The 13,864-nt window shown below is 72.8% G+C and carries 16 protein-coding genes; 8 read left to right on the forward strand and 8 right to left on the reverse strand.

All coding sequences use genetic code 11. From position 1 onward, the window contains the following. The first annotated feature begins 73 nt into the window (after positions 1–73). Positions 74–1,093 carry an aldose epimerase family protein gene (locus BM236_RS16590; protein ID WP_091126106.1) on the forward strand — a complete coding sequence of 340 codons (1,020 nt, stop codon included), beginning with the start codon at positions 74–76 and terminating at the stop codon, positions 1,091–1,093. Between the two features lie 5 nt (positions 1,094–1,098). Here BM236_RS16590 and BM236_RS16595 read toward each other — a convergent pair whose 3' ends face one another. Continuing rightward, positions 1,099–1,332: a hypothetical protein gene (locus BM236_RS16595; RefSeq protein ID WP_091126109.1), complete on the reverse strand. Its 234-nt coding sequence runs from the start codon at positions 1,330–1,332 to the stop codon at positions 1,099–1,101. Positions 1,333–1,409: 77 nt separating this feature from the next. Here BM236_RS16595 and BM236_RS16600 point away from each other — a divergent pair, with 77 nt between their 5' ends. Both BM236_RS16600 and BM236_RS16605 read left to right on the forward strand, forming a co-directional pair. After that, positions 1,410–1,793 (forward strand): hypothetical protein, encoded by a 384-nt coding sequence (locus tag BM236_RS16600; RefSeq protein WP_091126111.1) that lies wholly within the window; start codon positions 1,410–1,412, stop codon positions 1,791–1,793. Between the two features lie 89 nt (positions 1,794–1,882). Continuing rightward, the gene (locus BM236_RS16605; RefSeq protein WP_091126114.1) at positions 1,883–3,238 is read left to right on the forward strand and encodes a cytochrome P450; all 1,356 of its coding nucleotides are present in this window, start codon (positions 1,883–1,885) and stop codon (positions 3,236–3,238) included. A gap of 126 nt (positions 3,239–3,364) precedes the next feature. Here the strand turns inward: BM236_RS16605 and BM236_RS19080 are convergent, their stop codons facing one another. Continuing rightward, positions 3,365–3,511: a hypothetical protein gene (locus tag BM236_RS19080; RefSeq protein ID WP_175507719.1), complete on the reverse strand. Its 147-nt coding sequence runs from the start codon at positions 3,509–3,511 to the stop codon at positions 3,365–3,367. Between the two features lie 95 nt (positions 3,512–3,606). On the opposite strand from BM236_RS19080, the gene chrA reads away from it, so the two are divergent. Next, the gene (gene chrA, locus BM236_RS16610) at positions 3,607–4,749 is read left to right on the forward strand and encodes a chromate efflux transporter (RefSeq protein WP_091126116.1); all 1,143 of its coding nucleotides are present in this window, start codon (positions 3,607–3,609) and stop codon (positions 4,747–4,749) included. Here chrA and BM236_RS16615 read toward each other — a convergent pair whose 3' ends face one another. The 5 genes from BM236_RS16615 to BM236_RS16635 are packed head-to-tail and all read right to left on the reverse strand — an operon-like array spanning position 4,750 to position 8,985. Continuing rightward, positions 4,750–5,172 (reverse strand): VOC family protein, encoded by a 423-nt coding sequence (locus BM236_RS16615; RefSeq protein ID WP_091126118.1) that lies wholly within the window; start codon positions 5,170–5,172, stop codon positions 4,750–4,752. A 55-nt stretch (positions 5,173–5,227) separates the two neighbouring features. Continuing rightward, positions 5,228–6,109, reverse strand: a complete 882-nt coding sequence (locus BM236_RS16620; protein ID WP_091126121.1) for an alpha/beta fold hydrolase — start codon at positions 6,107–6,109, stop codon at positions 5,228–5,230. Positions 6,110–6,131: 22 nt separating this feature from the next. Further along, entirely contained in the window at positions 6,132–6,773 is a 642-nt protein-coding gene (locus BM236_RS16625; protein ID WP_091126123.1) for a LutC/YkgG family protein, read from the reverse strand. Continuing rightward, positions 6,770–8,209, reverse strand: a complete 1,440-nt coding sequence (locus tag BM236_RS16630) for a LutB/LldF family L-lactate oxidation iron-sulfur protein (RefSeq protein WP_091126126.1) — start codon at positions 8,207–8,209, stop codon at positions 6,770–6,772. The genes BM236_RS16625 and BM236_RS16630 overlap by 4 nt, the downstream gene beginning before the upstream one ends. Then, positions 8,206–8,985, reverse strand: a complete 780-nt coding sequence (locus BM236_RS16635) for a (Fe-S)-binding protein (RefSeq protein ID WP_091126129.1) — start codon at positions 8,983–8,985, stop codon at positions 8,206–8,208. The genes BM236_RS16630 and BM236_RS16635 overlap by 4 nt, the downstream gene beginning before the upstream one ends. Before the next feature lie 64 nt (positions 8,986–9,049). On the opposite strand from BM236_RS16635, the gene BM236_RS16640 reads away from it, so the two are divergent. Continuing rightward, the gene (locus BM236_RS16640; protein ID WP_217645383.1) at positions 9,050–9,817 is read left to right on the forward strand and encodes a FadR/GntR family transcriptional regulator; all 768 of its coding nucleotides are present in this window, start codon (positions 9,050–9,052) and stop codon (positions 9,815–9,817) included. A 43-nt stretch (positions 9,818–9,860) separates the two neighbouring features. Here BM236_RS16640 and BM236_RS16645 read toward each other — a convergent pair whose 3' ends face one another. Beyond that, positions 9,861–10,763, reverse strand: coding sequence for a sterol desaturase family protein (locus tag BM236_RS16645; RefSeq protein ID WP_091126131.1), 903 nt, complete (start codon positions 10,761–10,763; stop codon positions 9,861–9,863). 71 nt (positions 10,764–10,834) lie between these two features. On the opposite strand from BM236_RS16645, the gene BM236_RS16650 reads away from it, so the two are divergent. Genes BM236_RS16650 through BM236_RS16660 form a run of 3 tightly spaced genes read left to right on the forward strand, consistent with a single transcriptional unit; the run spans position 10,835 to position 13,834 of the window. Continuing rightward, positions 10,835–11,488, forward strand: coding sequence for a TetR/AcrR family transcriptional regulator (locus tag BM236_RS16650; RefSeq protein ID WP_091126133.1), 654 nt, complete (start codon positions 10,835–10,837; stop codon positions 11,486–11,488). A gap of 5 nt (positions 11,489–11,493) precedes the next feature. Beyond that, positions 11,494–12,789 carry an alpha-hydroxy-acid oxidizing protein gene (locus tag BM236_RS16655; protein ID WP_091126135.1) on the forward strand — a complete coding sequence of 432 codons (1,296 nt, stop codon included), beginning with the start codon at positions 11,494–11,496 and terminating at the stop codon, positions 12,787–12,789. 55 nt (positions 12,790–12,844) lie between these two features. Beyond that, positions 12,845–13,834, forward strand: coding sequence for an aldo/keto reductase (locus BM236_RS16660; RefSeq protein ID WP_091126137.1), 990 nt, complete (start codon positions 12,845–12,847; stop codon positions 13,832–13,834). Positions 13,835–13,864: the final 30 nt, after the last annotated feature.

A 13,864-nucleotide genomic window follows, 5' to 3' on the forward strand; every position in this document is an offset into this window, starting at 1 on the left:
CGATGCGGCCCTGGATCGGCCGGACCACGGACTGGCGGGTGCTGTGCGGCGGTGCGCCGATAGCGTGCTCCTCATGGGCTTCGGGGAGATGCCGGACGGTCGTCCGGTCGAGCGCGTCACGATCGGTGCGGCGCCAGGGGTGGAGGTCGACGTGCTCACGCTCGGGGCGACGGCGCACCGCGTGCAGGTGACCGGCGGGGACGGCGTACGACGTGACGTGGTGCTGGGCCGGGACACGGTCCCCTCGCTGCTCGGCGTGGACGGGTTCCTCGGGGCGACGATCGGACGCTACGCCAACCGGATCGCCGCGGGCCGCTTCACCCTCGACGGGGTGGAGGTCGTGGTCGCGACGAACGACCGCGGCAACTCGCTGCACGGCGGCGCCGATGGCTGGGACAAGCGGCTATGGACGGTGGAGTCGGTCTCGCCCACGGCCGTCACGCTCGCCCTGGTCAGCGCCGACGGCGACATGGGGTTCCCCGGCGAGGTCGCCGCGACGGTGACCTACGAGGTCGACGGCGCGACGGTCCGGATCACGCACACGGCGACCACGTCGGCGCCGACGGTGGTCAACATGACCAACCACAGCTACTTCAACCTCGACGGCGACGGCGCGGGCACGATCGACGGCCACACGCTCCAGGTCCACGCCGACCGCTACACCCCGATCGACGCCACGGGCATCCCGCTCGACGACCACGCTCCGGTCGACGACACCCCCTTCGACCTGCGGACCGCGACGGTTCTGGGCCCGGTGCTGCGCGTCGACCACCCGCAGCTGGCGGGCACGCGCGGGATCGACCACAACTTCGTCGTGCGCGGGGAGGGGCTGCGCCCGGTGGCCGTGCTGTCCTCCCCCGCGACCCGGACGTCGCTGGAGCTGTCCAGCGACCAGCAGGGGCTGCAGGTGTACGCCGGCAACGGGCTCTTCGGCCCCGGCCGGTCCGGCCGCCGCTACCGGCCCGGCGACGGCATCGCCCTGGAGCCGCAGGTCTCGCCGGACACGCCGAACCGGCCCTCCTGGCCGTCCGCCCGGCTCGAGCCGGGGCAGACCTACCGCTCAGTGATCGAGTGGCGCTTCTCGGCGCTCTGAGGGCGTCAGGAGGCGGACAGCCCGACGGCGGCCGCCGGCAGGCCCCGCTGGAGCGTCTCGACGAGCGGGCCCACCTCGTCCGGTGTGAGCCGGACCGTGGCGGTGCAGAGGTTGTCCTTCCAGATGCTCAGGACCACGACGCCCGCCTCGGCGTGCCACGTCACGCGCAGCGCGCGACCGTCGCCACGGGCGTCGCCGAGGACGGCACCCGCGATCGAACGCGGTCGCGGACGGGGCATCCTCCTATGGTGCACCCGCGCTGCGGCGCAGACCAGAGCGTCTTTCCTCGTTCGCGCCCGAGGGCTACGGTGCCGACATGAGGCGCCGGGCCCATGAGAACGTCGCGACCGTGCTGGTCGATCCGCACGTGCTGGTGGATCTCGAGATCGAGCTGATGGAGCGCGACCTGCGGCTCTGGCCGATCCACACGGCGCCGATCTGCCTCGACGGCCCGCGCACCGCCTTCCAGGTCCGGCGCACGATGCTCATCGCCAAGCGCGGTGCGTGGGACTGTGCGGCGGCCTGGGTGCCCGTGTGGATCAGCTTCGGCGAGAGCTGGCACCGCGGCGACGACCCGCTGCCGTGGGCGGCCCACGAGGCCTTGTGGGGCACGCTCGAGCGGTACGCCGACGACGTCCGCTACCAGAAGCGGCTCAGCGGCGTCCGACCGTTGATGGTGGCCGCCGAGCTCGCCGGCTGAACCCTGTAGTCGGGAGTTATACCGATCGGTAGCATCGCCCTCGGCACCGTCGCACCGACGACGTAGTGTGCCGAGGAGGAGGTCGTCGCATGCTCAGGCTCGCCCACGTGCCCACCCCTGGTCCGGTCCAGCGGATCGTCACCCGCGTCGCCGAGCCGGTGAAGCCGTTCGTCCGCTGGAGCGTCGGACACGGGCTCCCGCGCGCGGTCATCGGCCGCGCCGCACGTGGCGGCGACCTGCAGGGCCGCCTCATCGCCGCCGCCGCCCGGCAGGGCCGCACCGAGCGGCTGATCCCGCTCTTCGACGAGCTCCTCGCGGCCCCGACGCCGCTCGTGCCGGGCCGGTTCAGCCACATGGCCGGGCGTCACGAGGCGGTGAGGGAGGTGCTGAGCAGCAACGACTTCAGCACCGGCATCCCGACCAGTGCCGGCTCGCTGGCCCGGCTGGCCACCTGGGCCAACCGCGAGGTCTTCAACCCGGTCCAGCCGCCGTCGCTGCTGGTCACCGAGCCGCCGGACCACACCCGCTACCGCAAGCTCGTCACCCGGGTCTTCAGTGCCCGCGCGGTCGAGCGGCTGCGGGAGCGCACTGAGCAGATCGCCACCGAGCTGCTCGACACCCTCGACCCGAGTTCGCCGGTCGACCTCGTCGACCGCTACTGCAGCCAGCTGCCCGTCATCGTCATCTCCGAGATCCTCGGCGTCCCTCCGCAGACGCGACAGCGGGTGCTCGAGCTGGGCAACGAGGCCGGCGCCAGCCTCGACCTCGGCCTCGGCTGGAGCCAGTTCCGCCAGATCGAGAGCGCGTTGGAGGAGTTCGAGGAGTGGCTCGGCGGGCACCTCGCCGAGCTCCGTCGCAACCCCGGCGACAACCTGCTCAGCCAGCTCGTCCACGCCCAGGAGGAGGGCGTCGGCCTGACCGAGCGGGAGCTGCGCGCGACGGCCGGGCTCGTGCTCGCCGCCGGCTTCGAGACGACCGTCAACCTGCTCGGCAACGGCATCGTGCTGCTGACCGAGCACCGCGACCAGCTCGGGTCACTGCTCGACGGGACCGCCGACTGGGGCAACGCCGTCGAGGAGGTGCTCCGCTTCGACCCGCCGGTGCTGCTCACCGGCCGGATCTCGCTGCGGGAGACGCAGATCGCCGGCCGGCCGATCGGCGCCGGTCGACCGGTCACCACGGTGCTCGCCGCCGCCAACCGCGACCCCGCGGTCTTCGCCGACCCGCACCGCTTCGACATCACCCGCGAGAACGCGCGCGACCACATCTCCTTCTCCGCGGGGCGGCACTACTGCCTCGGCGCCCAGCTCGCCCGGATGGAGGGCGAGATCGGGCTGCGAGCGTTCTTCGAGCGCTTCCCCGACGTCCGCCTCCAGCCGGGCGCGTCCCGCCGGCGTACCCGCATCCTGCGCGGCTGGGAGCGCCTCCCCGCCACCCTCACCTGACGCCGACTCGGCGTCGTGGGGGCGACAGCTTCTGCCGACTCGGCCCTCAGGAGCGGTGGCGCAGGGCGATGACGGCGTGGGTGAGCGTCATCGAGACCTGGATCACCGAGCGGACGTGGAGGCGCATCACAGCACCTGCCAGACGCCGACGAGCGCGATGAGGACGACGGCCGCGCCGCCGAACAGCAGACGGAGCGGGGCCGAGGGCAGCGTCGTGCGGGTCTCGACCGGCGCGCGGTGGCGACCCTGCAGCGGCTTCACGTTCGTACTCATGACGGCCTCCCAGTTACCCCGGACGGCGTCCGGGGATCCGCACTCACCGTAAGTGAGACGCACGTCACATCGGCGTGGAACGCGACAATGGCGCGGTGTCCGCCGAGACGCGTGACCGGCACAGGCCCAGCCTGCTCGTCGTCCTGCGCGCGTGGGGGCGCATCGGCTGCCTCGGCTTCGGCGGGCCGCCCGCCCACATCCGGCTGCTGCGCGGGCTCTGTGTCGAGCGGGAGGGCTGGATCGACGCCGACGAGTTCGAGGACGCGATCGCGACCTGCAACCTCCTGCCCGGCCCGTCGTCGACCCAGCTCGCGATCTTCACCGCATGGCGGGCACGGGGCCCGGCCGGCGCGGTCGTCGGCGGCCTCGCCTTCATCGTGCCCGGCCTGGTCGTCATCCTCGGACTGGCGGCGCTCTTCCTGGGCGGACCACCCGCGTGGGTGCTCGGCGCCGGAGCGGGCGCCGGCGCGGCGGTGGCGGCCGTCGCGGTGCAGGCCGGCTGGGGGCTGACCCCGGCGAGCTGGACCCGCCGGGCCGCCACGGTGCGATGGGTCGGCTACGTCCTCGCGGGTGGTCTCGCGACCGCGCTGCTCGGCCCCTGGGTCGTGGTGGTCCTGCTGGCGTGCGGGTTCGCGGAGCTCACGCTCCGGCACCCGCCGCGCGACCTCTCCGCGGTCGTGCCGCTCGCGGTCGCCGGAGGCGGCGGCCTCGGTGCCGGCGTCCTGCTGTCACTGCTGTGGACGTCGCTCAAGGTCGGCGCGCTGTCCTACGGCGGCGGGTTCGTGATCATCCCGCTGATGCAGTCGGACGCGGTCGCCGAGCACGGTTGGATGAGCGGCCCGGAGTTCCTCAACGCGGTCGCGCTCGGCCAGGTGACGCCGGGGCCGGTCGTGCACACCGTCGCCGTCGTCGGCTACGCGGCCGCGGGCCTGGTCGGCGGGATCCTCGCCGCCGTGGTGGCGTTCGGGCCGTCCTTCGCCTTCGTCCTGCTCGGCGGGCGGCACTTCAGCCGGCTCCGGCAGGACCGGCGCGTCCAGGCGTTCCTCGCCGGTGCCGGGCCGGCGGCGATCGGGGCGATCTACGGCGCCGCCGTGCCGCTCGCCCGGGAGATCTCGCATCCCTGGCAGTGGGCGGTCCTCGCCGGTGCCGCCGTCGCGCTGCTCGCTCTTCGTCGTGGCGTGGTGGGCGTGCTGGTGACGGCCGCGCTGGTCGGCGCGGCCGTCACCCTGCTCGGCTGATCAGCCGGCGCCCTCGCCGGCGATGTTGACCATCCACTCGATGCCGAACCGGTCGGTCACCATGCCGAAGTCGTCGCCCCAGACCTGGCGCTCGAGCGGCATCTTGACGGTGCCGTCGGCGGAGAGCTGCTGCCAGTAGCCGCGCAGCTCGTCGCCGGACCCGGCGTCGCCGCTGAGGCTGAGGGTGACCTGGGCTCCGGTCGTGAACTCCATGCCGGGCGGAGTGTCGGAGGCGAACAGCGTGTAGCCGCTCGGGGTCTCCAGGGAGGCGTGCATGACGAGGTCGGCGCCCGCCGCCCCGGGGTCTCCCATGTCACCGAAGGTGCTGACGAACAGCTCGCCCCCGAAGACCGACTTGTAGAACTCCATCGCGTCGCGCGCGGTGTCCTTGAATGACAGATAGGGATTCAGCTTGCTGGCCATGGTTTCGACGCTAGACCCACCCGCCGACAGCCGACAGGCCCAGCGGGGTGAAGTGTCAGGATCCGACGTAGGCGATGAAGTCGCGCAGGTGCTGCACGACGAGCTCGGGTCGCTGCGCCACGACCCAGTGGTTGCCCGGGATCTCGTGGGCGACCAGCACGTCGACGTACGGTGCGGGCGCCTCGCGCTGGAGCCGGCTGGTGACGTGCGGGTCGTGCGTCGGCGCGAGCACCTGCACCGGCACCACGGCCCGGCCGGGTGCGGGGCGCGCCATCTTGCCGAGGAGGTTGGCGCGGTAGAGCTCGAGGCCGTTGATCAGGTCGCGCGGCGGTCGCCGCTCGGCGCCCGTCGCGTCACCGCCGCCCGCGTGCGCCGAGTGGGAGACCAGCTTGTCGAGGATCCCCGCCCTGACCAGCGCCTCGGGGAGGAACGGGGCCTGGAACACCCCGATGTAGTAGGACGACGCGAGCTGCCGCAGGCTGGCCAGCGGGTGGCTGTCGACCCGTCGCAGCCAGTCGGCGGCCATGTCGAGGCTCGGGCCGGAGACGGACGTGAAGTCGGCGAGCCGGTCGGCGAACCGAGGGTCGGTGACCGCACCCCAGGACTGGATCGAGCCCCAGTCGTGGGCCAGCAGGTGGACCTTCTCGTCGGGAGCCGTCGCGTCGAGGACGGCCGCGAGGTCGTCGACCAGCTGCGAGATCCGGTAGCCCTCGCGCTTCCTCGGCGCCTCGGACTGCCCGGCCCCACGCACGTCATAGGTGACGACGTGGAAGTCGTCGGCGAGCAGCGCGACCACACCGTCCCAGACCGTGTGGTCGTCGGGGTAGCCGTGCACGGCGACGACCGTCGGGTTCGCGGCGTCGCCGGACTCATAGACGGCCAGGGCGACGCCGTCGGTGGACAGGACGCGGCGCGAGGGTGCGGCTGTGGTGCTCACCCGGCTCAGCCTAGGGCTCGCGTCAGCCGCCGACGAGGACCACGTGGAGGGTGCGCGGACCGTGCACGCCCTCGACCCGCTCCAGCTCGATGTCGCTGGTGGCCGAGGGGCCGCTGATCCAGGTCAGCGGCCGACCCGCCGTCACCGACCCCACCAGCCGGGACACCGCCTCGGGGACGTCCGCGACCAGGTCGGCCTCGCGGACCACGCAGACGTGCAGGTCGGGCACGAGCGACAGAGCCCGGCGACCCTGGCCGGGGCCGTGGTCGAGCACGATCGTGCCGGTGACCGCGATCCCGACGGTCGATCCGGTGACCACCGCCGCGACCCGGTCGAGCGCCGTCGCGTCGAGGGACTCGTCGTGGACGACCTGGAGGCCTGCGGGCAGCCACTCCTCGGGGAGCCCGTCCGGGACGACGACGGAGTCCGCGCCTTCGATCGCCTCGGCGACCGCCACGGCGACGCCGCTCGGCGCCACTCGGACCACCGTCGCGCGGTAGTCGGCGACCCGCTCCGCGAACAGGGCCGGTACGTCGGCCACAGCTGCCCCGTGACCGTACGCCCGTGCGGGCGGATCGGCCGGGGTCGCCTCCGCCAGGGCGGCGCGGACCCGGGCGAGGACCGCCTCACGCGCGCTGGTCGGGCCGCTCGTCGCGTCGCTCATCCGCGCTCCCTCTTCCACCAGGTCCGGAACGTCTCCTCGGGCGGGGTCGGCGCGTCGCGGGCGTCGGTCCAGGCCGACAGCGGACCCGGCAGCCGGCCCAGCGACGTGCGCCTGCGGAGCAGCCGGCCGCCCAGCTCGCTGCCCTTCTGCGCGCGCTCGAGGCGGTCGGCGTCGCCCAGCACCCAGGCCATCCCCTTCATCGCGATCTCCTCGCCCGACGGCAGGCCGCCGCGCTTCTCGTCGACGACGCGGGTGCGCAGCCGGACGAGCAGGTCGGGGATCTGGATGCGGACCGGGCAGGCGTCGAAGCAGGCGCCGCACAGCGACGAGGCGTAGGGCAGCGACTTGTCCACTGCGGACGACGTGCCGCGGATGAGCGGGTTGAGCACGGCGCCGATCGGGCCGGGGTAGACCGACCCGTAGGCGTGGCCACCGACCCGCTCGTAGACCGGACAGACGTTGAGGCAGGCCGAGCAGCGGATGCAGCGCAGGGCCTGACGGTCCAGGTCGTCGGCGAGCGCGGAGGTCCGGCCGTTGTCGAGCAGCACGACGTGGACGTCCTGCGGCCCGTCGCCCGGGGTCACGCCCGTCCACATCGACGTGTAGGGGTTCATCCGCTCGCCGGTCGACGAGCGCGGCAGCAGCTGGAGCATGACCTCGAGGTCGGCGACGGTGGGGAGCACCTTCTCGATGCCCACCACGCTGATCAGCGTCTCGGGCAGGGTCAGGCACATCCGGCCGTTGCCCTCGGACTCGACCACGACGAGTGTGCCGGTCTCGGCGACCGCGAAGTTCGCCCCCGAGATGGCGACCTTCGCACGGAGGAACTTCTCGCGCAGGTGCGTGCGCGCCGCCTCGGCCAGCTCGCGCGGCTCGGACGTCAGGCCGGCCGGGGCCGGCTCGCCGACCGCACCCATCTCGCGCAGGAAGATCTCGCGGATCTCGGCACGGTTGCGGTGGATGGCCGGGACGAGGATGTGGCTCGGTCGGTCGTGCCCGAGCTGCACGATCAGCTCGGCCAGGTCGGTCTCCCAGGCGTCGATGCCGGCCGCCTCGAGCGCCTCGTTGAGCTCGATCTCCTGGGTGGCCATCGACTTGACCTTGACCACCTCCTGGGAGCCGGTCGCCCTGACCAGGTCGACCACGATCCGGTTGGCCTCCGCGGCGTCGCTCGCCCAATGCACGGTCGCGCCGGCCCGGGTGAGGGACTCCTCGAGCTGCTCGAGGTAGGTGTCGAGGTGGGTGAGCACGTGGTCCTTGATGGCGGCCCCGGCGACCCGAAGCTCCTCCCAGTCGTCCACCTCGGCGACGACGCGGGCGCGCTTGTCGCGGATCGTGTGCGTCGCGTGCCGGAGGTTGCGGCGCTGCTGGGCGTTGCCGAGCGCCTCCCGGGCGGCGGTCGGGAAGGCGGGCATCCCGACGAACGTCGCGCTCATCGCTGTCCCCGACCCGTCGCGCCCGGCTCGTGCGACTGCGCGCGGTCCACCTCGGTGGAGGCGAGCACCTCCGCCAGGTGCATCACGCGTACGCCGGCCCGCTGCCTGTCCAGCAGGCCGCCGACGTGCGCCAGGCAGCTGTTGTCGCCCGCCACCAGCACCTCGGCCCCCGTCGCGCGGACATGGGCCGCCTTGTCCGAGCCCATCGCTACCGACGTGTCGGCGTTCTTCAGGGCGAAGGTGCCGCCGAAGCCACAGCACTCCTCGGCGCCGGGCAGCTCGACCAGGTCGATGCCGCGGACGGCCCGCAGCAGCTGCAGCGGCTTGTCGCCGACCCGCAGCATGCGCAACGAGTGACAGGTCGGGTGGTAGGTCACCCGGTGCGGGAAGGCGGCCCCGACGTCGGTCACCCCGAGTACGTCGACCAGGAACTCGCTCAGCTCGTGCACCTTGCCCGCGCCGGCGGAGGCGCGCAGCGCCAGGTCCGGCCGGCCGCAGTCCCTCGCCACGCCGGCGTGCTGGTGGCGCACGGAGCCGACGCACGACCCGGACGGAGCGACCACGGCGTCGTACGGCTCGAAGACGTCGGCGAACCGCTCGACCAGGCCGACCGCCTCGCGGGCGTAGCCGGTGTTGGTCAGCATCTGGCCGCAGCAGGTCTGCTCGAGCGGGAACTCGACCGTGCAGCCGAGCCGCTCCAGGATCGTGACGACCGCCCGGGGCGTCTCGGGCCACATGGTGTCGTTGAAGCAGGTCGCGAACAGGGCGACGCGCACCGTTACCTCCTCAGGCCGACCTTTCTGTGGTCTGACCACATGCGGCGACAGTAGGGTGAGCGCCGTGAGTGACGCAAGCGCGGAGGACGTCTGGCGGCCCGTCACCCGGGTGCGCGCCTACCAGCACGTCGTCGACCAGGTCGAGGAGCAGATCCTCGCCGGCACGCTCAAGGTCGGCGACCGGCTCCCCGGCGAGCGCGATCTCGCCACGCGGATGCAGGTCTCGAGGGCCGCGGTGCGTGAGGCGATGCGGACGCTCGAGGCGCACGGCGTCGTTCGCCCCGCGGTCGGCTCCGGCGCCGACGCGGGCACCGTCGTCTCGGCGATGCCGTCGGAGGCGCTCACCCGGCTGCTGCGCGTGCACGTGGCACTGGCGAACTTCCCGGTCGCGGACGTCGTCGACGCGCGCTGCATGCTCGAGCGCTCGAGCGCGACACTGGCCGCCGGCCGCGCGACCCCGGCGGCGCTGAGCGCGGTCGCCGCGCCGCTCGCGGCGATGGAGGCGACGGAGGCCCTCGACCGAAGTCGAGCCGGCGACGGCCACCCCGACGGACGGCAGGCCTACAACGACCTGGACACCGCCTTCCACATCGCCATCGCGGAGGCGGGCGGCAACCGACTGGTCGCGGACATCACGATCGCGATCCGCGAGGCCATGCGTCGGCCGATCCTGGAGGGCCTCGAACGGCTCGGCGAGGAGTGGCCGGCCGTACGCCGCCGGCTGTCCCAGGAGCACCGCGGCGTCTTCGAGGCGATCGCGGTGGGCGACGGCGTACGCGCGGCCGACCTGGTCGAGGCACACATCCGCTCGGCGCACGCGCGCCTCTCCTGAGCCGCCTGTGCCGAGCCCTCCGCCGACTGGTGCAGGGGACCGGTCAGGCTGTCCGCTCGCGGAGCGGGTCGGTCGCCGATCCGGAGGCTGCGGGCGGCTGCGGCGTCCAACCCGGCGGGCGGAAGAGGTAGCCCAACCGGTCCCGCCAGGTGTCGGCCGTCCTGACGTCGCGCCAGAGGTCGGCGTAGTGGCCGTACTGCAGCTCGATCAGGTTGTAGGTGTCGACCTGGTGGGTCAGGCCGTAGCGCGGCCGGTGCAGCTCGGGCTGGAAGGTGCCGAAGATGCGGTCCCAGACGATGAGGATGCCGGCGTAGTTCCTGTCCAGGTAGATCGGGTCCGAGCCGTGGTGGACGCGGTGGTGCGACGGTGTGTTGAAGACGACCTCGATCGGTCGCGGCAGCCGGTCGATCGTCTCGGTGTGGACGAAGAACTGGTAGATGAGGTTGATGCCGAAGGCGAAGTAGATCGCCCACGGCGCGACGCCGAGGATCGGCAGCGGCAGCCAGAAGAAGAAGTCGAACCACGGGTTCCACTTCTGTCGCAGCGCGGTCGAGAAGTTCATGTACTCCGAGGAGTGGTGCGCCTGGTGGGCGGCCCAGCCGACGCGGGCGCGATGCACGAAGCGGTGCTGCCAGTAGTAGGCGAGGTCGACGGCCAGCACCATCACCACCCACGACCACCAGGTGTCGGTGGGCAGGTGGGCGAGCGCGAGGTGGTCGTAGAGCCACACGAACACGACGAAGCTGGCGACCTTGAGCAGCAGGGAGGTCACCAGCGACCCGAGCCCCATGAGCAGCGAGGTCCGCGCGTCCTTGAGGGCGTAGCCCGTCATGTTGTCGTCGTGGTCGAGCCACCGCAGCGCCGCCAGCTCGAGGGCGATGCTCAGGACGAAGAACGGGATCGCGAACGTGACCGGGTTCTCGGCCGGGTCGAGCAGCTCATGCATCAGGCTTCCTCACTCAATATGACTTCTGAGTAAGTTACCTCCGGTTCACATCGGCTGTCTAGGATCCCCCCATGCCTCGACCCACCGTCGCCCGACGCTCGAACGCCGGCACGAAGGGCGTCCCGCGGGCCGAGCGGGAGGGGCAGATCGTCCAGGTCGCCACCGAGGTCTTCGGCACGCTGGGCTTCGCCGCCACGTCGGTCGCCGACGTCGCCGATCGCGCGGGGATCTCCAAGCCGCTGATCTACAACTACTTCGGCTCCAAGGAGGGCCTCTTCAGCGCGTGCCTGCACCGCGCCGGCGCGATCCTGGCCGGTGAGCTGGAGCGGGTCGCCCGCGGCGACGCCGTCGGCCTCGAGCGGGCGCTGCGCACGCTGGAGGGCCTCTTCACGCTGCTCGAGCCGCAGCCGTGGATCTGGCGACTCTTCTTCGACCCGACCGTCCCGCGCGGGGAGGAGGGCATCGCCGCCGAGATCGCGCTCTACACCGACCGCATCACGGCGCTCGCCGACCAGGGCGTCGGCGAGATGCTTCGACTGGCCGGCGCCGACGACCCGCTCGACGTCGCAGCGCTGACGGCGGTCTGGCTCGCCGTGGCCGACTCACTGGTGACCTGGTGGCTGGACCACCCCGACGAGACGCCGGCCTCGATGACCGAGAGGTGCGTCAGGCTCTTCGGCGTCGTGCTGGGTGCGCCGCTCCCGGCCCACGTCACGGCAGACTGACGCCCGTGAGCAGCCTCTCCACTCCGCGCACCAGCATCGGGCGCGACATCCAGGGCCGCATCTACCGCGCCGGCGTCTTCGGCCACCGGCCGGTCGTCCCGGTCGAGCCGGCCGCTCTCGAGGCGGCCGCACGACGCGTGATGGGCAAGGAGGCGTGGGCGTACGTCGCCGGAGGAGCCGGCCAGCACCGCACCGTCGCCGCCAACGTCGACGCCTTCGCGCGGCACCGGATCGTGCCGCGGATGCTCGTCGACGTCGCGTCCCGGTCGCTGGAGACGACGCTGCTCGGCCGCACCCTGCCCGCCCCGCTGCTGCTCGCGCCCATCGGCGTCCTGGAGATGGCCCACGCCGAGGCCGAGTACGCGGTCGCTCGCGCGGCCCGCTCGCTCGGGATCCCGATGGTCATCTCCACGCAGGGCAGCGTGCCGATGGAGGAGACCGCCCGGACGCTCGGGGACTCCCCGCGGCTGTTCCAGCTCTACTGGAGCAGCGACGAAGCCGTCGTACGGTCCTTCGTCGAGCGCGCGGAGGCGATCGGCTCCGACGCGATCGTCGTCACCCTGGACACCCACATGCTCGGATGGCGGACGCAGGACCTCGACCTCGGCTACCTGCCGTTCGCGCGCGGCGAGGGGATCGCGCAGTACCTCTCCGACCCGACCTTCCGCGCCCTCGCGGCGGCGCGCCCGGCCTCGACCGAGCCGACGCCGCGCCCGACGGTGGCCGCGGTGAGGTCGCTGCTCTCGATGGTGCGCCACCACGCCCGGTGGGGCGGATCGGCGTCGTTCCGCGAGAGCCTGCGCTCACCGCTCCCGCGGGCGTCGGTGGAGACGTTCCTCGAGGTCTTCTCGCGCTCGGACCTGACCTGGGCCGACCTGGCCCGGCTGCGCACGATGACCTCGCTGCCGATCCTCGTGAAGGGGGTCCAGCACCCGGCCGACGCCCGGCTCGCCCTCGAGCACGGCGTCGACGGCCTCGTCGTCTCCAACCACGGCGGCCGTCAGGTCGACAACGCGATCGCCTCCCTCGACGCGTTGCCGGCCGTCGTCGAGGAGATCGACGGCCGGGTCCCGGTCCTCTTCGACAGCGGGGTGCGGAGCGGTGCCGACGTCGCCGTCGCCCTCGCGCTCGGTGCCGACGCGGTGCTGCTCGGCCGGCCGTGGGTCTACGGCCTCGCGCTCGCCGGCGAGGCCGGGGTGCGGGCCGTGCTCGAGCATCTGCTGGCCGAGCTCGACCTGACGATGGGACTCGCCGGAGTGTCCTCCATCGAGGCGATCGGCCGCGACCTGCTCGACAGTTGAGTGCCTCGACCACCCCTGGGTGGTCGGCGTACTCAAGCCTCCTAGGCTGGGGCTCATGCAGACGCGCACCCTCGGACGCACCGGCCGCTCCGTCTCCGTCATCGGCCTCGGCACCTGGCAGCTCGGCGCCGACTGGGGCGAGGTCGAGGAGGCCGACGCGCTCGCGGTGCTCGACGCGGCGTACGGCGCCGGTGTCACGATCTTCGACACCGCCGACGTGTACGGCGACGGCCGCTCGGAGTCGCTGATCGGTTCGTGGCTGAAGGCCAATGCCGGGTCCGGCGTCACGGTGGCCACCAAGATGGGCCGGCGCGTCGACCAGGTGCCGGAGAACTACGTCCTGGAGAACTTCCGCGCCTGGAACGACCGCTCGCGCCGCAACCTCGGCGTCGACGCGCTCGACCTGGTCCAGCTGCACTGTCCGCCGACGGCGGTCTACTCCAGCGACGAGGTCTTCGACGCGCTCGACACCCTCGTGGCCGAGGGCCGGATCCGCAACTACGGCGTCTCGGTCGAGACCGTCGACGAGGCGCTCGCGGCCATCGCGCGGCCGGGCGTCGCCTCGGTGCAGATCATCCTGAACGCGTTCCGGCTCAAGCCGCTCGACGAGGTGCTGCCCGCCGCCGGGCGAGCCGGGGTCGGCATCATCGCGCGTGTCCCGCTGGCCAGCGGCCTGCTCTCCGGCCGCTACACCACGGAGACCACCTTCGCCGCCGACGACCACCGCACCTACAACCGGCACGGCGAGGCCTTCGACGTCGGCGAGACGTTCTCCGGGGTGGACTACGAGACCGGCGTGCGCGCGGCCTCGGACTTCAGTGCCCTGGTCGCCGAGCAGGTGCCCGACGCGACCCCCGCCCAGGCCGCGCTCGCGTGGATCGCCTCGCTGCCGCAGGTCTCGACCGTCATCCCGGGCGCCCGGTCGACCGACCAGGCCGCGGCCAACGCCGCCGCCGGCTCGATCGAGCTCCCCGACGGCTTCGACGCGGCCGTCCGCGGCCTCTACGACACCTACTTCCGCGAGGCGATCCACTCGCGCTGGTGAGGCCGGTCCGCGGCGATGAACCGACAGGTT

This window comes from Nocardioides terrae (assembly GCF_900112345.1).
Classification (GTDB): domain Bacteria; phylum Actinomycetota; class Actinomycetes; order Propionibacteriales; family Nocardioidaceae; genus Nocardioides; species Nocardioides terrae.